Genomic DNA, 18,796 nt, shown 5'->3' on the forward strand with positions numbered 1-18,796 from the left:
TCGCGTCGATTTCCCGGATCTCGGCTTCGAGCAGCTGATCGAGATCAGGAAACTCGCGCGAGCCGTATCGCTCGACCGTGAGTCTCATCGCCTCTTCGGATGACATTGGCCGACAGGCGCGGGCGGCAACTTCCCAAGGTTTCGTACCGCGACCTCAAGAGCCCGACTCACGCGCCTTGCGTTCGATCCGTGCCCTCATCTCACGGATCTCGGCCTCCAGCAGCGGGTCGGTATCGCCAAACTCCCGGCCTTCGTGGCGCTCGCGAGTCAGCCGCCTCGATTCTTCAGTCGTCATGGGTCGGCACACTCGTGCCGCGACTTCCCATACCGTCATTGCGCAATCTCCATGTGGTGCTGCGAACAACAGAGAGTCTGGTGCGGGAAGTTCCTCCCAGAAACGAAAGAGGGCGCCTCGATGGGCGCCCTTTGACGAAACACGGATGACAACCCACCTACGGGTGGGTTATCTCCCCCCAATTACTGTGGCGTCGATGCCTGCGGCTTGCCCGCCGTCCGGGTCTTCTCGATGACCAGGCCGCGACGCTCCAGCAGCGGCTGGATCTGCGGCTCGTGGCCGACGACGCCGCGGAACAGCGTCAACGCGTCCTGGCTGCCGCCCTGCGACAGCAGCTTCGCGCGGAACGCGTCGCCCAGTTCGCGCTTCAGGCCGCCGTTGGCCTTGAACCATTGCACCGTGTTGGCGTCCAGCACCTCCGACCAGACATACGCGTAGTAGCCCGCCGCGTAGCCGCCCATGATGTGGCTGAAGTAGGGCGTGCGGTAACGCGGCGGCACCGCGTCGTAGTCGTAGCCTTCCTCGCGCAGCGCCTTCGCCTCGAAGGCCATCACGCTGTCGGCGCCGGGCACCTGGTCCAGCGGCAGCTGGTGCCAGCGCTGGTCCAGGCTCGCGGCGCTGAGGTACTCCGTCGTCGCGAAGCCCTGGTTGAACTGCTTGGCCGCCAGCACCTTGTCCAGGAGCGCGCGCGGCATCGGCTCGCCGGTCTTGTAGTGCTTCGCGTAGTTCGCGAGCACGCTGGGCCAGTCCGCCCACATCTCGTTGACCTGCGACGGGTACTCGACGAAATCGCGCGGCACCTTGGTGCCGGCCATGCTCGGGTACTTCACGTTCGAGAACATGCCGTGCAGCGCATGCCCGAACTCGTGGAACATCGTCGTCACCTCGTCCCAGGTCAGCAGCGTCGGCTTGCCGTCCGCCGGCTTCGGGATGTTGAGGTGATTGGCCACCACCGGCTTCTGGTTCATCAGCCCGCTCTGGTCGACATACGCGTTCATCCACGCGCCACCGCGCTTGGACGGCCGCGCATACATGTCGGCGATGAAGATGGCCAGCTGCGAGCCGTCGGCGTTGAACACGTCGTAGACCAGCACGTCCGGGTGGTAGACCGGCAGGTCGTGGCGCTGCTTGAACTTCAGGCCGTACAGCTGCCCGGCCGCGTAGAACACGCCGTTCTCCAGCACGTTCTTCATCTCGAAGTAGGGCTTGAGCTGCGCCTCGTCGAAGCCGTACTTCTCGGCCCGCAGCTTCTCGCTGTAGAAGCTCCAGTCCCAGGCCGCGAGTTGGAACGAAGGCTGCTTCTTCGCCTTCTGCTCGCGATCGATGATGACCTGCAGTTCCGCGCCCTCGCGGCGCGCGGCACCGACCGCCGCCGGCGCCAGCTGGCGCAGCATGCCGTTGACGGCCTGCTGGTTCCGGGCGGTCTCGTCCTTCAGCACGAAGTCCGCATGCGTCGCGAAGCCCAGCAGCTTCGCGCGCTCGGCGCGCAGCGACACGACGCGCGACACCAGCGCCGTGTTGTCGTAAGCGTTGCCACGCGAACCTCGCACCACCGAGGCCTCGTAGATGCGCTGACGCAGCGCGCGGTTCTCCAGCTGCGCCAGCACCGGCTGGCCGGTCGTGTTCAGCAGCGCGATCAGGTACTTGCCGTCCAGACCGCGTTCCTTCGCGGCAGCCGCGGCGGCCGAGATCTGCTCGTCGCTCAGGCCCTTCAGTTCGTCGACGCTGTCGACCGTCACGGCCGAGTCGTTCACCTCCGCCAGCACGTTCTGGTTGAAGCGCGCGCCCAGTTGCGCCATCTCGGCGTTGATGGCCTTCATGCGGGCCTTGCCGTCCTCGTCCAGCTTCGCGCCGGCGCGCAGGAACTGGTTGTACTGGCGCTCGATCAGCCGCTGCTCCTGCGCGCCCAGGCCGAGCAAGGCGCGGCGCTGGTACAGCGACTCGATGCGCGCGAACAGCGCCGGGTTCAGCTGGATCGCGTCGCGGTGCGCGGCCAGCTTCGTCGCGTAGTCGGCCTGCAGCTTGAGGCGCGCGGGGTTGGCGTCCGCGCCGGTGAGGCTCATCAGCAGCGTGGTCGCCCGGCCGAGCGTGCGGCCGCCGCGTTCCAACGCGACGATGGTGTTGTCGAAGGTCGGCGCCGCGGGGTTGTCCGCGATCGCGGCGACTTCGGCCAGCTGCTCCGTCATGCCCTGGTCGATGGCGGGACCGATGTCGGCGTCGCGGATCTTGTCGAAGGGCGGGTACTGCAGCGGCAGCGTGCTCGGCGCGAGCAGCAGATTCGCGGCGGCTGACGCATCGGTCGCGGTCGCGTTGCTGGAAACGGCGGGCGCAACGGGCGCGGCCGTCTGGGCCATCACGGGAGCGGCGAGGGCCACGGTGGCGGCCAGGACGAAGGGAATCCTCATGGGGAACGGGCCCGTCTTGTGGGCGGGCATGCGTGTTGTGCGAGTCCGTCACCTTAGCCGAAGCGCCTCTCGAAGCCGAACGCCATGGGCGCCGTCCGCCCCGTGGAGAACCCGCCCCGGGACAACCCTGAGAGCCCCGCGTTCCGGGTCTGCAGGCCGTCCGCGACGGGCCCGTCCGATTAGCATCTCCGCTCATGTCCGAACGCACTTTCCACTGGGCCGTCATCGGCCCTGGCTCGATCGCGCACCGCTTCGCGGAGGCCGTCGCGCAGCTCGACGGCTGCCGCCTTCACGCGGTGTGCGGCCGCGATGCGCATCGCGCGCAGCAGTTCGCCGAGCGCTGGTCCCAGGCCGGCGAGCCCGCCGTGATCGCCCACACCGATCCCGCCGCGGTGATGAGCGATCCGCTCGTCGAGGGCGTCTATGTCGCGACACCGCACGGTCAGCACTACGACTACGTGCTGGCGGCGCTCCAGGCCGGCAAGGCCGTGCTGTGCGAGAAGTCGCTGGTGCCGAACCAGGAGATGGGCCGGCGGCTGGTCGAGGCCTCGCGCGCGCACCGCGCCTTCCTGATGGAGGCCGTGTGGACGCGCTTCCTGCCGCTGTACCAGGACCTCGCGGCCTGGCTGCGCGAAGGGCGCCTCGGCGCGTTGCGCGGCATGCAGTCGAGCTTCTGCTTCCCCGCGCCCTACGACCCCGACAGCCGCATCTACAGCCCCGCGCTGGCGGGCGGCGCGCTGCTGGACATCGGCATCTACAACCTGACCGCCACGCGCTGGGTGCTGCAGCACGCGCTCGGCGAAGTGCCGCCGCTGGTGGACCTGGCCGTGAAGGCCCGGCTCGCGCCGACCGGCGTGGATGCGGGACTCGCGGTGACGCTCGACTTCGGCGACGGGCTGACGTCGCAGTTCCAGTGCGCCATCGACACCTTCGCGCCGAACACGATGCACGTCCTCGGCAGCGCGGGCGCGATCGTCCTGCCGGAGACCTTCTGGGAAGCCCGACTCGCCCAGTGGTTGCCAGCGCACGGAACGCCCGAGACGATCGTGCGCCCGTTCGAGATCAACGGCTTCGAGAACGAGATCCGCGAGACGATGCGCTGCGCGCGCGCCGGCGAGATCGAGAGCCCGGGGGTGCCGCATGCGGAGACGCTCGCGGTGCTCGGCTGGATGGACCGCATCCGCGCGCTGGCGGGTGTTCGGTCGCCGTTCGACGATGCGTTCCCCACAAGCGCCTGAAGAGCGCCACAAGAAAGCGACGATGGAGACAAGACCTTCCGACTTCGACGACTCGATCCCGGTCCCGCTGCCGGACAGTCCGGCCTTGAGGATCGAACGCGCCGCGCCCGACGATCTGCCGCGCATCGAGAACCTCATGCAGTTCTACAACTACGACCTCAGCGAGTGGACGCCGGTGGCGTTCGCGCACGAGGGTCGGTACCAGCTGCGGCCCAAGGCGCCGTACTGGGCGCAGCCCGACGTGCATCCGTTCCTGATCTGGGTCGCCGATGAACTCGCCGGCTTCGCGGTCGTCGACGGCGAATGCGAGCACCCGGACTCGGACCACAACATGGGCTACTTCTTCCTCGCTCGCGGCTACCGCGGTCACGGCCTGGCGGCGCGCGCGGCGGGCGAGGTGCTGGCGCGTTTCCCGGGCCGCTGGGAGGTCTACCACCTGATGGCCAACACGCCGGCCGTGCAGTTCTGGCCGGGCGTCATCCGCAGCCAGGCCGTCGGCGACATCGCCCGCGAGATCCGCACCCTCCACGGGGACGAGTGCTGTCTTTACCGCTTCATCGTGGCCCTGCCTGCGGGCGCCTGAAACAGAAGAGGCGCCCTGGGGGCGCCTCGTCGTTCGGTGGGTGTCGCTTGCTCGGTTCAGCGCAGTGCCGCCCCGTGAGGTCCGGTCGTGCCCGCGCTCGGCAGGCGCTTGATCAGGTGGTTGATCACCAGCGCGATCACGATCAGCACCGTCAGCCCGAACGCCCAGGTGACCCAGACCACGGGGATCAGCCAGCCGATCGCCGTGCCCGCCATCGGCGCGCCGGTGCCGGCCATCTCCAGCAGCCATTGCACGACGCCTTGCACGGCCTCGAGCAGGCCGGTGTCGAGGAAAGGCTCGAGCCAGGCGGGGAACTTGAACTCGACCGCGCTCTTGCCGAGCTCGGCCGCGCGGCCGGTGGAGAGAGCCTCCACCGTCCAGCGCACCAGGCCCGCCGTGGCCCAGGCCAGTCCGCTCCAGAGCAGCGCGAACAGCCCGGTCACGGACCAGAGAAAGGTCTTCATCGCGTGCCTCGCCTCAGTCGTTCAAGACCTGTCCGTTCAGTCGTCGCTGGAACCGGCGAAGCCGAAGATGCTCAGCAGGCTGGTGAACAGGTTGAACAGCGACACGAACAGGCTGACCGTGGCCATCACGTAGTTCCGCTCGCCGCCGTTCACGATCATGCTGGTGTGGAACAGGATCATGCCGGCCGACAGCAGCGCGACGACGCCCGAGACCACCACCGACAGCAACGGCAGTTGGAAGAACAGGTTGGCCAGCGACGCCAGGATCGCGATGATCATGCCGGCGAACAGGAAGCCCCCCATGAAGCTGAAGTCCTTCTTGGTCGCCAGCACGTAGGCCGACAGCACCAGGAAGGTCGCGCCGGTGGTGCCCATCGCCATGGCGATGATGCTGGCGCCGCCTGCCATCTTCAGGATCGCGCCGAGCAAGGGGCCCAGCGTGTAGCCCATGAAGCCGGTCAACGCGAACACCAGCGGCACCGAGGCCGCGCTGTTCTGCGTCTTGTGGATCGCGAACAGCAGGCCGAAGTAGCCGATCAGCGTGATGATCATGCCCGGGGCGGGCAGCCGGTACGCGACGGCAGCCGCCGCGACGGCGCCGCTGAACAGCAGCGTCATCGACAGCAGCGCGTAGGTGTTGCGCAGCACGCGCGCCACGTCGGCGCGCTGGGTGAAGACCGAATCGCCGCCGTTCGCGGTGGCGGGCGTCCAGCTCTGGGGGGACGCCGGTTGTCGTTGGAAGTCGCTCATGAGAAGTTCTCCTGAAGCCTTGAAAGTCGTGGAAGCCGTTCAGACCGCTCGGGCCGTTTGAGCCAATCGAGCCGTTGAACGGGAAGCGCGCTCGCGCGCGCATGAGGGGCTGACCTTAACGCCACCATCACATCGAATAAACCTGCTTATTGCTCATTTTGCTGAAGCAATTTCCGTTTCCAGTTCGTTCAGGTTGATCGGGGTGCCGCGACGCTCCAGCAGCTTGGCCACCAGGGGGTGGTTCTGACCGCGGCGCGAGTAGATCGCGTGCACGTCCTCGACCACTTCGGTCTGGCCGAGCAGGTGCAGGCCGGCCATCAGCGAGAGGTCGTCGGCGCCCAGACGGCTGACCGGGAACACGCCCAGGCCGCGGGCGGCGAAGACGCTCATCAGCGCGCTGTCCTCGAACTCGCCGACGATCTGCGGGCGGATGTGGTGCTGTTCGAACCAGCGCTCCAGGCCCGAGCGCAGCGAGGCGTGACGGGTCGGCAGCAGCACCGGCAGCGTCTCCAGCACGTACGGGAAGCCCTTGTTCGGCGCGCGCTTGGCGCGCTCGATCAGCTCGGCGGGGCCGTACCAGTCGACGGTGGTGCTCGCCAGCAGTTGGCTGGTGATGCGCAGCGTCGGATTGACGGGGGCCGGCTGGTCGGTGAGCACCAGGTCTAGGTGATGCAGCGCGAGTTCGCCGATCAGCTGGTCCACCTCGCCTTCATGGCAGACGAGGCGCAGTTGCGGGGTGTCCAGCACGGGGGCCAGCAGCGCATGCGCCGCCAGCTTCGACAGTCCGTCCGACAGGCCCACCGACAGTCGCTGCACGCGCTGCGTGGCCGCTTCGTGGACCTCGTTCGGCACCATCTGGCCGATCTGGAAGATCTCCTCCGCTCTGGCGAAGGCGGCCTGCCCGGCCTCGGTCAGCACCAGGCCCCGGCCCTCGGGCTTGAGGAGCTGGTGACCCAGCGACCGCTCCAGCTCCCGCACCTGCGCGCTGATCGTCTGCACCGCCATGCCCAGGCGGTCGGCGGCACGGGCGAAACCGCCCTCCTTGGCGACGACCCAGAAGTAGTGGAGGTGACGGTAGTTGAGGGTGGACATGGCGGGGCCTCCGAAAAAGACGAACCGGGATGATAACGAACTTCGCTTAAACGGAAGTTAAGGCGATTCAAGCGAAGGTTTTTCCGACAGCGCATCGGCCCGGTCAGGTGGAGTCCATGCCCCTGTCGGTTGAGTTCAGCGCGCGGTTGACGCGCATATCTTCACGCATTCTTCACGTCTCACTTCGTTTCTTGTGCGGACTGCGGTTCGGAAAAGCAGAACGCGCCGCAGGCCTCCCGGCCCCGGCGCGTTCGTGGGTCCGCGGACGGGTGGTCCGCGGCGTCGTCCGTGAGACGTCGTCAGATGGCGGCGAGCCCCGCCTTCAGGTCGTCCCGCAGGTCTTCGATGTCCTCGATGCCGGCGGAGATCCGCACCAGCGAATCGGTGATGCCGAGCCGGTTGCGCGTCTCGACCGGAATCGAGGCGTGCGTCATCAGCGCGGGCAGCGAGATCAGGCTCTCGACGCCGCCCAGGCTTTCCGCCAGCGAGAAGATCTGCACCCGCTCCAGGAAGCGGCGCGCGCCGGCCAGGTCGGTGTCGAGCTGGATGCTGATCATCCCGCCGCCGCCGCGCATCTGGCGCTTGGCCAGCGCGAGCTGCGGATGGCTTTCCAGGCCCGGGTAGTAGACGCGGCGCACCTTGGGTTGCGCTTCCAGCCAGCCGGCAAGTTCCAACGCGCTCTCGTTGTGGCGCGCCATGCGCAGCGCCAGCGTCTTCAGCCCGCGCAGCGCGAGGAAGCTGTCGAACGGGCCGGCGATCGAGCCGACGGCGTTGTGCAGGAACTCGAGCTGCTCGCGCAGCGCCGCCTGGCGCTGCTCGCCGCCGACCACCACCACGCCCGAGATCACGTCGCTGTGGCCGTTCAGGTACTTGGTGGCCGAGTGCATCACCGCGTCGAAGCCCAGTTCCAGCGGACGCTGCGACCACGGGCTGGCGAAGGTGTTGTCGGCGATGGCCAGCGCGCCATGCTCGCGCGCGATCTTCGTGACGGCGGCCAGGTCGGTCAGCGTCAGCAGCGGGTTGCTGGGCGTCTCGATCCAGATCATCTTGGTCTCGGGACGCAGCGCGGCGCGGACGTTCTCCGGCTTGCTGCTGTCGACGTAGGTGACCTGCAGGCCGGCGCTGCGCTTGCGCACGCGCTCGAACAGGCGATAGCTGCCGCCGTAGAGGTCGTCGCCCGCGACGATGTGCGAGCCGGCATCCAGCGTGTCCAGCACCGTGGCCATCGCGGCCAGGCCCGACGAGAAGGCATAGCCCTGCACGCCTCCCTCGAGGCTGGCGATCGCGCGCTCGTAGGCCTGACGGGTCGGGTTGTGCGTGCGGCCGTACTCGTAGCCCTGGTGCACGCCGGGGCTCTGCTGGCGGTAGGTCGAGGTCGCGTAGATCGGCGGCATCACCGCGCCGGTCGTCGGATCGGGATGCTGGCCGCCGTGGATCGCGCGCGTGTCGAAGCGCAGGTCGGCGCCATGGAGCGGCTGATTCAGCTGGTTGTCTTTGTCGTTGTCGTTGTGGTCGTGGTGGCTCATGACAAGCCCTTTCGCAGGTGGTTCAAGAGGTCGAAACGGGTGACGAGGCCGTGGAAGCCGCGATCGTCCGCGATCACGGCCACCAGGCCCTTGCGCAGCTGCGCGATCAGGTCGGACAGCGGCGCGCCGGGAGCCAGGGTCTGCACATCATGACTCATCGCGCTGTCCACACTGTCCTTGAAGTGGCGCGCGTCCATGTGCATCTGGGCGAGCAGATCGGACTCGTCGAGCAGGCCGACCAGCTTGCCGTCCTTCAGCACCGGCAGCTGCGAGACCTCGGCCTGGCGCATGCGCGAGAAGGCCGTGGCCAGCGTGTCCTCGGGGCTGACGCTGATGACGGCGCCGTCCTCGGGCAGGCGCGCGATCAGATCGCGCAGGTCGCCCTTGGTGGCGCGCTTGAGCAGGCCCTGGTCGAACATCCACGGGTCGTTGTAGACCTTGGACAGGTAGCGGGTGCCGGTGTCGCAGACCAGCGTGACGACGCGCTTGGGCGTGGTCTGTGCGCGGCAGTACTTCAGCGCCGCGGCCAGCAGCGTGCCGGTCGAGGAGCCGGCCAGGATGCCTTCGGCGCGGTACAGGTCGCGCGCGGTGGCGAAGCTTTCCTGGTCGGTGATCGAGTAGGCGTGGCGCACGCCGCTCAGGTCGGCGATGGGCGGGATGAAGTCCTCGCCGATGCCTTCGACGGCCCAGGAGCCCGCCTCGCCGAAGCTGCCGGTCTCGATGAAGTCCTTGAGGATGGAGCCCGCCGGGTCGGCGAGCACCACGTCCAGGCCCGGACGCACTTTCGCGAAGAAGCGCGACAGGCCGGTGATCGTGCCGCCGGAGCCGACGCCGCAGACCAGCGCGTCGATGCGATGGCCGACCTGCTGCCAGATCTCCGGACCGGTCGTGGTCTCGTGGGCCAGCGGGTTGTTGGGGTTGTTGAACTGGTCGGCGTACCAGGCGCCGGCGATGTCCTGAACCAGGCGCGCGGCGCGGTCCTGGTAGTAGTCGGGATGGCCCTTGCCGACGTCGGAACGCGTGATGTGGACCTCGGCGCCCAGCGCCTTCAGCTGCAGCACCTTCTCGGCGGACATCTTGTCCGGCACGACCAGCACGACGCGATAGCCCTTCGCCCGCGCGACCAGCGCGAGCCCGAGGCCGGTGTTGCCGGCGGTCGCCTCGACGACAGTGCCGCCGGGCGGCAGCAGGCCGTCGCGTTCCGCGGCCTCGATCATCGACAGGCCGATGCGGTCCTTGATCGAGCCGCCGGGATTCTGCGATTCGAGCTTCAGGAAGAGCTGGCAGGGGCCGGTGTCGAGCCGGTGCACGGGAACCAGCGGCGTGTTGCCGATCAGGTCGAGCACGGCGGGCCGCTCGGGCGGCAGCACGGGGGTGGAAGAGGTCTCCTTGGCACTCATGGGCGCTCCTTGTGATCCTGGTGGGATGGTCGGGCGACACGTCCGGCGGGGGTGGTGCCGGGCGCGGGCAAACCGCGTAGGTTATCCGCTGGAAGCGATGGCCTCCAAGCGCGGTTGTCGCAGCAGCTTATCCGCGGATGGCATGAGCGGCCACCGTCCTCACGGAAGCACGGAAGCGCCCAGCTCCGGGAACACCTTGCCGACCTTGCCCATCAGGTACTCGCCGTAGGTGCCGGCGAAGACGTGGAGGTTGCTCGCGTCCCAGCGCGAGGCGCTGTCGTCCTCCGCCGGAGGCAGGCCGGGGATCGGCTGGACGCGGCTGGTGAAGGACGGGTCGAGAAAGAGCGGCACCGACAGGCGGTCGCGCGCGCCGCGGTTGAGCTTCACCCGATGCGGCGTGCTGCGGTAGAGCCCGGCGGTCATGCGATCCAGCATGTCGCCGATATTGCAGACGAAGGTGCCGGGCAGCGGCGGCGCGGCGATCCAGCCGCGACGGCCATGGACCTCGAGCCCGCCGGTGTCGTCCTGGTAGAGCAGCGTGAGCAGGCCGTAGTCGGTGTGCTCGCCGACGCCCCACGGCGCGTCGACATCGGCCGCATTCGGAACGGCGGGATAGTTGAAGAGCCGCAGCAGCACGAGCGGATCCGCAGTGGCGTGCGTCAGGAAATAGGCGGGCGGCAGATCGAGGCTGAGCGCGATGCCGCCGAGCACGCGTTGTCCTACCGCGGTCACGGCGGCGAGGTACTCGAGCACCGTGTCCCTCAATCCCGGCACGTCCGGCCAGAGATTGGCGCCATGCAGCGGCGTGCCGGCGAGCACGCGCGGATCGTCCGGCGGCAGTTCGGCGCCGAGGTACAGGCCTTCCTTCCAGTCCGGCCGCCCCGAGGTCAGCTCGCCGCCGGCGCTGAAGTAGCCGCGCCAGGCGCGGCCGCCATCGGTCATCGGCCAGCGCTGCTTCTGCTCATCGGGCAGCGCGAAGAACACGCGCGCCAGCCGGTCGAGCCGCTCGATCAGCGCGGGATCGACGCCGTGGTGGCTGACGTAGAAGAAGCCATGCGCGCGGCAGGCCTCGCTGATCTGCACGGCCGCGAGATGGCCGCCGGGCGAGGCGGGATCGTCGGACGCCGGGTCGTGCAGGCCCGAAATGTCGATGACGGGCACGCGGTCGTGGAGGAGGGTCATGGCCTGAGCATGCCGCAAGCGCGAAACCGCGCCGATGAAGGGGACGTGCGAAAGCCGCGCATGCATATGCCCAACCGTTCGTTCCGCGTGAAGGCCGGCGTTCCTAAGCTGATGTCCATCGCGAACCACCGCTCCACCGCTCCCAAAAAGGACACCGACGCCATGACCCTGACCCTGCCCGCGACCATCACCCGCCGCGCCCTGCTCGTGATCGCCACCTCGGCCGCCATGCTGGGCATCGCCCATGCGGATCAGCTGGACGACATCAGGAAGAAGGGCGAGCTCGTGGTGGGCGTGCTCGGCACCGACGAGCCCAACAGCTTCATCGATCCGAAGACGCGCGAGATCGTCGGCTACGAGGTCGACCTGGCGAAGGCGGTCGCGCAGAAGCTCGGCGTGAAGCTGCGCCTGAAGCAGCTGGCGGTCGCGGCGCGCATCCCCGAACTGCAGCAGGGCCACGTCGATGTGCTGGCCGCGAGCCTGACGCACAACAAGGAACGCGAGGCGGTCATCGACTTCTCGCTGACCACCTTCGTCACCGGCCAGAAGGTGCTGGTCAAGAAGGACAGCGGCATCAAGGCGCTGAACCAGCTGGCCGGCAAGAAGGTCGTGACCATCAAGGGCGGCACGCAGGAACCCAACGTCCGCAAGGCCGTGCCGTCGGTCGACGTGGTCACCTTCGACACCGGTCCCCAGGCCTTCCAGGCGCTGCAGCAGGGCAAGGGCGTGGCGTTCGTCAACGACGAGGTATCGCTGCTCGACCAGTACGCCAAGCTCGGTCCGGCGTCGTCGCAGTACGAGATCCTGCAGGCCAACCTCAGCGTCGAGCCGCTGGCGCTGGGCCTGCGCAAGGGCGAGACCAAATTGAAGGCACAAGTGGACGGCGCGCTGCGCGAGCTCGAGGCCAACGGCACCGCCGAGCAGCTGTTCAACAAGTGGTACGGACCGTCTACGCGCCTGAAGTTCCAGACGCGCAGCTTCAAGATCGATAGCGACCAAGTGGAGGGCTGAGCACGACCCAGATGAACTGATCTACCTTGTCATCCGATGCGAGCACGCCCCGGCTTCGGCCGGGGCGTTGTTTATTGCGGGCAGCCTCCGCAGTCGACCGCCGCCGCACCTCCTTCGCGCCTGTCTGATTCCATGCCCCATCTCGACTTCTCGGTGCTGCTGCAAGGGCAGTTCCTCGACTGGCTGCTGGCCGGCGTGCGGCTGTCGCTGACGTTGACGGTGCTCGCGCTGGTGATCGCGCTGCCGCTGGGCACGCTGATCGCGCTCGCTCGTCTGGCACCGTTCCCGCCGCTGCGCGCGCTGGCATGGACTTACGTCGAGGCCGTGCGCAACGTCCCGCTGCTGGCGCACATGCTGTTCTGGTACTTCGCGGTGCCGGAGCTGCTGCCCGACGACGTGAAGGCCTGGCTCTACGCCGGCAACGTCGAGGCGGCCGCGGCGCTCGCTGCGCTGGTGGTCTACACGGCGGCGTTCATGGCCGAAGACGTGCGCTCCGGGCTGAGGTCGGTACCGCCGGGCCAATGGGAAGCGGCGAAATCGATGGGTCTGCGCTTCGCCGGCTCGGTGCGATGGGTCGTGCTGCCGCAGGCGCTGCGGGCGACGGTCCCGCCCTTGATCTCGCAGACCTTGAATCTCTGGAAGAACACCAGCATCGCGACGGTGGTCGGCGCCGCCGAGCTCATGTATCAGGCGCAGCGCGTGGAGTCCGCGACCTTCCGCGGCTTCGAGACCTTCGCGATGGCGACGGCGACCTACCTGGGCGTGTCGATGCTGATCACCGGCGCGGGCGTGCTGTACCAGCGGCGGTATCCGGTGCGGCCGGCCGGCCATTGAGGCGATCGTGATGAACAGGAGCGCTTCGCGATGAGCATCGCCGAAATGATCGACACCTACTGGCTCTACGTGCTGGTGGGGCAGTACCCCAACGGACCGCTGGGCGGCCTTGCGCTGACGGTGGTGCTGGCCGCGCTGGGGCTGCTGCTCGCGCTGCCGCTGGGCGTGCTGCTCGGCATCGCGCGCGTGAGCCGGCGCGCCTGGCTGCGCTGGCCGGTGACCGCGCTGGTCTACGTCGTACGCGGCACGCCGCTGCTGATGGTGGTGTTCTGGGCCTACTTCTTCCTGCCGGCGGTGACCGGCCACAAGACGGACCAGTTCAGCACGATGCTGGCGGCACTGGTGATTTTCGACGCCGCCTACCTGGCCGAGATCGTGCGCGCGGGATTGCAGTCGCTGCCATCGGGACAGCGTCTGGCCGCGGAAGCGCTGGGCATGTCGCGGGGTCAGTCCTTGCGGCTGGTGCTGCTGCCGCAGGCGCTGCGCCACATGCTGCCCTCGCTGGTCAACCAGTTCGCGTCGACGATCAAGGAAACCTCGCTCGGCACGATCATCGGGCTGTCGGAACTGTCCTTCATCGCCGGCCAGGTCAACGCGCAGGTGCTGGTGCAGCCGGTCGCGGTCTACGGCACGCTGGCCGGGTGCTACTTCGTGATGTGCTTCGGGCTGTCGCGCCTCGCGCACGCGGTGGAGCGGAGAAGCGGCCGCCAGCGCGCAACACCTGTCACCGCGCCCTCGGCGGTCGACCGCTTCCACGCATTCATGCGAGGGGGACTACGGAATCCAGTGAGTGCGCTGGCAAGGAACGCAAGAACCAGTCAGTGACGATCGATAGCGGCGGGAGCAATCTAACGCCTTCGCAATCCGATGTGTGTGTCGAATCACTGAAGCGGTTTCGGTGATGACACCTCGACGCAAATCCCGCAAAGGAAGACCGTGATCGATCAAGCTCTCTACCAACGCGCCCTCGCCGTCGCCGACCAGCCCGTCGAGGAGCGCGATCTCATCAATGCGGCGCTCCGCGCATTCATCGCCCGCCAAGCTCAGTTCAGGCTTGCCGACATGGGAGGAACGGCGCCCGATCTCCCCGACGTTCCTCGCCGTCGTCCGTCCCTAAGCGCTCCGGAGGGCTTGGAATGAGGATGACGGTTGCTAGATCGAACTCATCGCTGCATGCCCCACCGCGTGACCGTCGCCTTCTCGATGGTGCTGAACACCAGGCGCTCGACGAGCCATCCGATCAGGATGACCAAGGCCAGCCCAGCGAAGACCCGATCGGTCTGCAGTTCGTTGCGGTTCTGGAAGATGTACCAGCCCAGACCACCCTGGCCCGAAGACGCGCCGAAGAACAGCTCGGCGGCGATCAGGGTCCGCCACGCGAAAGCCCAGCCAACGCGCAGCCCTGACAAGATCGACGGCAGCGCCGCGGGCAGCAGGATCTGCGCGACGTAACGCGGCCCCGTGAGCCCGTAGTTGCGACCTGCCATGCGCAGCGTCTCCGGCACGGACGAGAAGCCCGCCGACGCCGCCAACGCCAGCGGCCACAGCACCGCATGCACGAGCACGAAGATCAGGCTCCCCGAACCCAGTCCGAACCACAGCAGCGCCAGCGGCAGCAAAGCGATCGCTGGCAGCGGGTTGAACATCGCGGTCAAGCTCGACAGCAAGTCCCGACCCCAGCGCGACGAGGTGGCCAGCGCGGTCAGTCCGAGTGCCAGCACCACCCCCAGCGCGTAGCCCTGGAGCAGCAGCTTCAGCGAGATCCCCGCCCGCACCAGCAGTTCACCGCCGTACAAGCCTTCCCACAGCGCCCTCGCCGCGGAGACGAACGAGGGGAACAGCAGATCGTTGTCCGCCGCGCGTGCGGCGACTTCCCAGAGCGCGGCGAGCAGCGCCAGCAATGCGGCCTGACGCCAGGCGCTCGAATCCAGCGCACGGCGCCACAGCGGAATCGACGCCACCTGCACGGGCACGTAATCGGCGAGCGCTTCCTCGCGCTCGGCGCGCAAGGGCGGATCAAGCGGCCGCTGCGTCGGCAGCACGGTGACGGTCATCGGTGAATCCTCAATTCAGGGCCACGGCGGCAGAGGCGGTCACCGACTCCGCGATCGGTTCATCGCCGAAGAGCAGGTGCTCGATACGCTGTGCCTGCCCGGCGCGCTGCGCCGGGGTCAGGCCTTGCGCGTTCAGCTCCGCCCGCACCCGTCCAGGATGCGGCGACAGCACCAGCACGCGATGCCCCACGATCAGCGCTTCCTCGATCGAGTGGGTCACGAAGAGCAACGTGAAGCGCTCCTGCTCCCACAGCGCGAGCAGCTCATCCTGCATCCGTCGGCGCGTCAGCGCATCGAGCGCCGCGAACGGCTCGTCCATCAGCAGCACGCGCGGCTTCATCGCCAACGCTCGCGCGATCGCGACGCGCTGCTTCATCCCGCCCGACAACTGATGCGGATACGCCGAGGCGAAGTCGCTCAGCCCCACGCGCGACAGCCAGTCGCGCGCCCGCTCCAGCGCCTGCTTGCGCGATGCCGTTCCCGACGCGACCAGCGGGAACGCGACGTTCTCCAGCACCGTCTTCCATGGCGGCAGTTGATCAAACTCCTGGAACACCGCGATGCGGTCCGGCCCCGGTCCGTTCACCGGCTTGCCGTCGACGAGGATGCGCCCCTCCGCCGGCGTGACGAAGCCGCCGACCGCCTTCAGCAGCGAGGACTTCCCGCAGCCCGATGCGCCGAGCAGCACGAAGCGCTCCGAGGGCAGCACGTCGAATCCGACGCGGTGCGTCGCGCGGACCACGCCGCGATCGCTCTTGTAGTCGAGGCTGACGCCGTCGACCCGCAGACGCGCCTGCTGCTCCTGCGGGAGCGCGCCCGCCAGACCGCCGCACGCCTCGCAGGCGGGCACCGAATCGAGCTGCTCCAGCACCGCGCTCATGCTCAGCTGCCGGCCGCGTTGTGCGGGTCGTCGAAGAAGTAGTCCTTCGCCGACGCCGGCTTGTTCTTGATCGCCCCGATGCGATGCATGAAGGTCGCCAGCGCGAAGGTGTTCTGCGGCGTGATCTTGAACTGCACTTCCGGGTTCTTGATCACCTTGAGCAGCAGCTCCTTGGGCACCTTGGAGTTCTCGTTCTTGATGTAGATGTCGGCCGAGCGCTCCGGGTTCTTCGAGATGAAGTCCGCCGCCTCGGCCAGCGCGCCGATGAAGGCCTTGTAGGTCTTCGGGTTGTCGCGCCGGAACTTCTCCGTCGTGTACAGCACCGTGGCCGACGCCGGCCCGCCCAGCACCTCGTAGCTGTTCAGCACGATGTGGACGTTCGAGTTTCCCGCCAGGCCTTGCTCCTGGAACGGCGGGTTGCCGAAGTGCGCGTTGATCTCGGTACCGCCCTTGATCAGCGCCGCGGTCGCTTCCGGATGCGGCAAGGCGACCTGCAGCCGGTCCAGCTTGTTGAACTGCGCGTCGCCCCAGCGCTTGGCCGAGGCCAGCTGCAGGATGCGCGACTGCACCGACACGCCCACCGCCGGCAACGCGATGCGGTCCTTGTCGCCGAAGTCGTCGATGCTCTTGACGGCGGGATTGCTGCTGGTCAGGTAGTACGGGAAGTTGCCCAGCGACGCGATGCCCCGGACGTTCTGCCTGCCCTGCGTCTTGTCCCACAGCGTCAGCAGCGGACCGACGCCCGCGCCGGCGATGTCGATGCTGCCGGACAGCAGCGCCTCGTTGATCGCCGGGCCACCGGAGAGCTGCACGCGCTCGACCTGGATGTCGACGCCCGCGGCCTTGCCGTGTTTCTCGATCAGCTGCTGGTCCTGCGCGACGTTCAGCAGCAGGTACACGATGCCGAACTGCTCGGCGATGCGGATCTTGCCTTCCGCATGCGCGGAGAGCGTCGATAGCGACAGCCCGGCCGCCAGCGCGCCCGTGAGCAGGGATTTCAGGACAGCGGGGCGGTGGAGTTTCATGCGGGAAGATCGCCTTCGATGGTCGTTCGGTAGAGGTGTCGGCGCAGGTGATCCGGGCAGCCGGTGGCCAGATGCAGCAGCGAGCGGTTGTCCCAGAACACCAGGTCGTGCGGCAACCACTTGTGGCGGTACACGATGCTCTTGCGGCTGCTGTGTTCGAAGAGCTGGGCGAGCAGGTCGCGGCTTTCGTCCTCGGGCACGTCGAGGACGCGCGTCGTGAAGTGCTCGCTGACGAAGAGCGCGCGGCGACCCGTCTCCGGGTGCGTGCGCACGATCGGCTGCGACGCCGGTTTCACTTCGGCGATCTGCTCCGGCGTGAGCTTCGGACGCCACGGATTGCGGGCGCGCAGCTCCTCGTACTTCGCGAGGTAGCTGTGCTCGGCGCGCTTGCCGGCGATCGCCGTCTTCAACGCCAGCGGCAGGCCGTCGTAGGCGTGGTGCTGGTTGGCGAACAGCGTGTCGCCGCCTTCGGCCGGCAGCTCCTGCGCGTGCAGCAGCGAACCCAGGCTGGGGCGCTCCTTGTACGACAGGTCCGAGTGCCAGTACTGCCCGGCATCGCCCAGTCCGACCGGCTGGCCCTGCGCGTCGCGCACGTTGGAGACCTGCAGGATCTCCGGATGGCCCGCCAGCTGGAAATTGCGCAGCACGTGGATCTGCAGCGGGCCCCAGCGCCGGCTGAACGCGATGTGCTGCGCCGGCGTGATGCGCTGGTCGCGGAACACGAGCACGTGGTGGTCCAGGTGCGCGCGGTGCAGACGGGCGAAGTCGGCGTCGTTCAGCGGTCGCGTCAGGTCCAGCCCCACCACCTCGGCGCCGAGCGGCTCATCGAAGGCGTGGATGTCGAAGTGCTGCGACGGCGCGTCGGCGAAGGCCGCGGTCGTGCCGGACGCCGCGGCGCCGGTCGCGGAGGCCGGAACCGCGGTGGGAAGGGGCGGGGCGAGGGCTGTCATGGTCGCCGACTCTAGGCATCGGCCTTCCCCGCCGGAACGAAGCTGACGGCATGTCCTAGCGCGAAAACCGAATAAGAATCGCCGTGAATGCCAACGCTCCGAGGATCGCCCCGTTGGGCGAGAACGCCGCCTTCCCTGGATGGCGGACGTCACCCCCGGAATGCCCTGTTTGCAAACCATTTACAAGTGCATGCGTATAGTGATGCACTTCCCCGAAGCCAGTAGGGATAACAACCAGAGGAGCAGGAGCCCCATGAAACAAGTCATCTGCGTCAAATGGGGAACCGCGTACGGCCCTGAGTACGTCAACCGCCTGTACGGCATGCTGCGCCGGCACATCACCGGCGATTTCCGCCTGGTCTGCCTGACCGACAACGCCGAGGGCCTGCGCCCCGAGGTCGATGCCTACGACCTGCCCGAGCTGGGCTGCGAATGGCCCAAGAAATCGCTGGGCAAGTGGCGCAAGCTGGTGATGTGGAGCGCCGACATGGGCGAGAAGACCGGCCTGTCGGGTCCCGTGCTGTTCGTCGACCTGGACTCGGTGATCGTCGACAACATCGACGGCTACTTCAGCCACGGCAACCCGGACGACGTGATCCTGGCCCGCAACTGGGCCAAGCCGATGCAGCGCCTGGGCCAGACCTCCGTGTTCCGCTTCCCGGTGGGCAAGTACCCGCACATCATCGAGAACTTCCGCGCCAACCCGCAGGCCGTCGCCGACAAGCACGGCTTCGAGCAGCACTGGGTCACCGCCTCGGTGCCGGGCGGCATCAAGTTCTGGCCGCACCTGTGGACGCGACATTTCCGCCTGCACTGCCTGCCGGCGTTCCCGCTGCGCTACTTCAAGCCGGCGCGGCTGCCTTCGGGCGCGCGCATCGTGACCTTCCCCGGCGGACCGAATCCGGCCGACGTGCTGCTGGGTCGTTGGAACACGCAGGATCCGCCGCATGAGAAGCCGTGGGATCACTTCCGCGCGGCCTTCGCCGGCGGCGTGAAGCACCGTTGGCGCCATCTGCGCAGCTTCGTGCTGCCGCCGCCCTGGGTCGCTCAACACTGGGTGGAGTGACTCCCTTTCCCGCTTGCGGGAGAGGGTCGGGGGTGAGGCCA

The 18,796-nt window shown here is 68.0% G+C and carries 19 protein-coding genes; 7 read left to right on the top strand and 12 right to left on the bottom strand.

What is annotated here, in order from left to right; all coding sequences use genetic code 11:
- Positions 1–154 precede the first annotated feature (154 nt).
- Both AC07OZ_RS09390 and AC07OZ_RS09395 read right to left on the bottom strand, forming a co-directional pair.
- A complete protein-coding gene (locus tag AC07OZ_RS09390) occupies positions 155–295 on the bottom strand; it encodes a hypothetical protein (protein WP_495466884.1) in 141 nt (46 codons plus the stop codon).
- Positions 296–477: 182 nt separating this feature from the next.
- A complete protein-coding gene (locus AC07OZ_RS09395) occupies positions 478–2,700 on the bottom strand; it encodes a M3 family metallopeptidase (RefSeq protein WP_495466885.1) in 2,223 nt (740 codons plus the stop codon).
- 194 nt (positions 2,701–2,894) lie between these two features.
- On the opposite strand from AC07OZ_RS09395, the gene AC07OZ_RS09400 reads away from it, so the two are divergent.
- Positions 2,895–3,938, top strand: coding sequence for a Gfo/Idh/MocA family protein (locus AC07OZ_RS09400; protein WP_495466886.1), 1,044 nt, complete (start codon positions 2,895–2,897; stop codon positions 3,936–3,938).
- 22 nt (positions 3,939–3,960) lie between these two features.
- A complete protein-coding gene (locus AC07OZ_RS09405; protein ID WP_495466887.1) occupies positions 3,961–4,521 on the top strand; it encodes a GNAT family N-acetyltransferase in 561 nt (186 codons plus the stop codon).
- Between the two features lie 56 nt (positions 4,522–4,577).
- Here the strand turns inward: AC07OZ_RS09405 and AC07OZ_RS09410 are convergent, their stop codons facing one another.
- From AC07OZ_RS09410 to AC07OZ_RS09435, 6 genes are all read right to left on the bottom strand, one after another.
- Positions 4,578–4,985, bottom strand: coding sequence for a hypothetical protein (locus AC07OZ_RS09410; protein ID WP_495466888.1), 408 nt, complete (start codon positions 4,983–4,985; stop codon positions 4,578–4,580).
- Positions 4,986–5,021: 36 nt separating this feature from the next.
- Complete coding sequence (locus tag AC07OZ_RS09415) at positions 5,022–5,735, bottom strand: Bax inhibitor-1/YccA family protein (RefSeq protein ID WP_495466889.1); 714 nt, start codon at positions 5,733–5,735, stop codon at positions 5,022–5,024.
- Positions 5,736–5,888: 153 nt separating this feature from the next.
- Positions 5,889–6,827, bottom strand: coding sequence for a LysR family transcriptional regulator (locus AC07OZ_RS09420; RefSeq protein WP_495466890.1), 939 nt, complete (start codon positions 6,825–6,827; stop codon positions 5,889–5,891).
- 299 nt (positions 6,828–7,126) lie between these two features.
- Positions 7,127–8,353, bottom strand: coding sequence for a trans-sulfuration enzyme family protein (locus AC07OZ_RS09425; RefSeq protein ID WP_495466891.1), 1,227 nt, complete (start codon positions 8,351–8,353; stop codon positions 7,127–7,129).
- The gene (locus AC07OZ_RS09430) at positions 8,350–9,753 is read right to left on the bottom strand and encodes a pyridoxal-phosphate dependent enzyme (protein ID WP_495466892.1); all 1,404 of its coding nucleotides are present in this window, start codon (positions 9,751–9,753) and stop codon (positions 8,350–8,352) included. The genes AC07OZ_RS09425 and AC07OZ_RS09430 overlap by 4 nt, the downstream gene beginning before the upstream one ends.
- A 159-nt stretch (positions 9,754–9,912) precedes the next feature.
- Positions 9,913–10,935 carry an isopenicillin N synthase family dioxygenase gene (locus AC07OZ_RS09435; protein WP_495466893.1) on the bottom strand — a complete coding sequence of 341 codons (1,023 nt, stop codon included), beginning with the start codon at positions 10,933–10,935 and terminating at the stop codon, positions 9,913–9,915.
- A gap of 162 nt (positions 10,936–11,097) precedes the next feature.
- On the opposite strand from AC07OZ_RS09435, the gene AC07OZ_RS09440 reads away from it, so the two are divergent.
- The 4 genes from AC07OZ_RS09440 (at position 11,098) to AC07OZ_RS09455 (ending at position 13,920) form a co-directional block, all read left to right on the top strand.
- A complete protein-coding gene (locus AC07OZ_RS09440) occupies positions 11,098–11,946 on the top strand; it encodes an ABC transporter substrate-binding protein (protein ID WP_495466894.1) in 849 nt (282 codons plus the stop codon).
- A 132-nt stretch (positions 11,947–12,078) separates the two neighbouring features.
- On the top strand, positions 12,079–12,780 hold the full coding sequence (locus AC07OZ_RS09445; RefSeq protein WP_495466895.1) for an amino acid ABC transporter permease: 702 nt from the start codon (positions 12,079–12,081) through the stop codon (positions 12,778–12,780).
- A gap of 30 nt (positions 12,781–12,810) precedes the next feature.
- A complete protein-coding gene (locus AC07OZ_RS09450; RefSeq protein ID WP_495466896.1) occupies positions 12,811–13,605 on the top strand; it encodes an amino acid ABC transporter permease in 795 nt (264 codons plus the stop codon).
- Between the two features lie 111 nt (positions 13,606–13,716).
- On the top strand, positions 13,717–13,920 hold the full coding sequence (locus tag AC07OZ_RS09455; protein ID WP_495466897.1) for a type II toxin-antitoxin system VapB family antitoxin: 204 nt from the start codon (positions 13,717–13,719) through the stop codon (positions 13,918–13,920).
- Positions 13,921–13,943: 23 nt separating this feature from the next.
- Here the strand turns inward: AC07OZ_RS09455 and AC07OZ_RS09460 are convergent, their stop codons facing one another.
- Genes AC07OZ_RS09460 through AC07OZ_RS09475 form a run of 4 tightly spaced genes read right to left on the bottom strand, consistent with a single transcriptional unit; the run spans position 13,944 to position 17,689 of the window.
- Positions 13,944–14,834, bottom strand: a complete 891-nt coding sequence (locus AC07OZ_RS09460; protein WP_495466898.1) for an ABC transporter permease — start codon at positions 14,832–14,834, stop codon at positions 13,944–13,946.
- A gap of 10 nt (positions 14,835–14,844) precedes the next feature.
- Positions 14,845–15,714 (bottom strand): ABC transporter ATP-binding protein, encoded by an 870-nt coding sequence (locus AC07OZ_RS09465; RefSeq protein ID WP_495466899.1) that lies wholly within the window; start codon positions 15,712–15,714, stop codon positions 14,845–14,847.
- 2 nt (positions 15,715–15,716) lie between these two features.
- Positions 15,717–16,739 carry an ABC transporter substrate-binding protein gene (locus AC07OZ_RS09470; RefSeq protein WP_495466900.1) on the bottom strand — a complete coding sequence of 341 codons (1,023 nt, stop codon included), beginning with the start codon at positions 16,737–16,739 and terminating at the stop codon, positions 15,717–15,719.
- On the bottom strand, positions 16,736–17,689 hold the full coding sequence (locus tag AC07OZ_RS09475) for a TauD/TfdA dioxygenase family protein (protein WP_495466901.1): 954 nt from the start codon (positions 17,687–17,689) through the stop codon (positions 16,736–16,738). The genes AC07OZ_RS09470 and AC07OZ_RS09475 overlap by 4 nt, the downstream gene beginning before the upstream one ends.
- A 253-nt stretch (positions 17,690–17,942) precedes the next feature.
- On the opposite strand from AC07OZ_RS09475, the gene AC07OZ_RS09480 reads away from it, so the two are divergent.
- Positions 17,943–18,755 carry a glycosyl transferase gene (locus tag AC07OZ_RS09480; RefSeq protein ID WP_495466902.1) on the top strand — a complete coding sequence of 271 codons (813 nt, stop codon included), beginning with the start codon at positions 17,943–17,945 and terminating at the stop codon, positions 18,753–18,755.
- The last annotated feature ends 41 nt before the right edge of the window (positions 18,756–18,796 follow it).

It is taken from the genome of Roseateles sp. GW821-FHT09G03 (assembly GCF_059416045.1).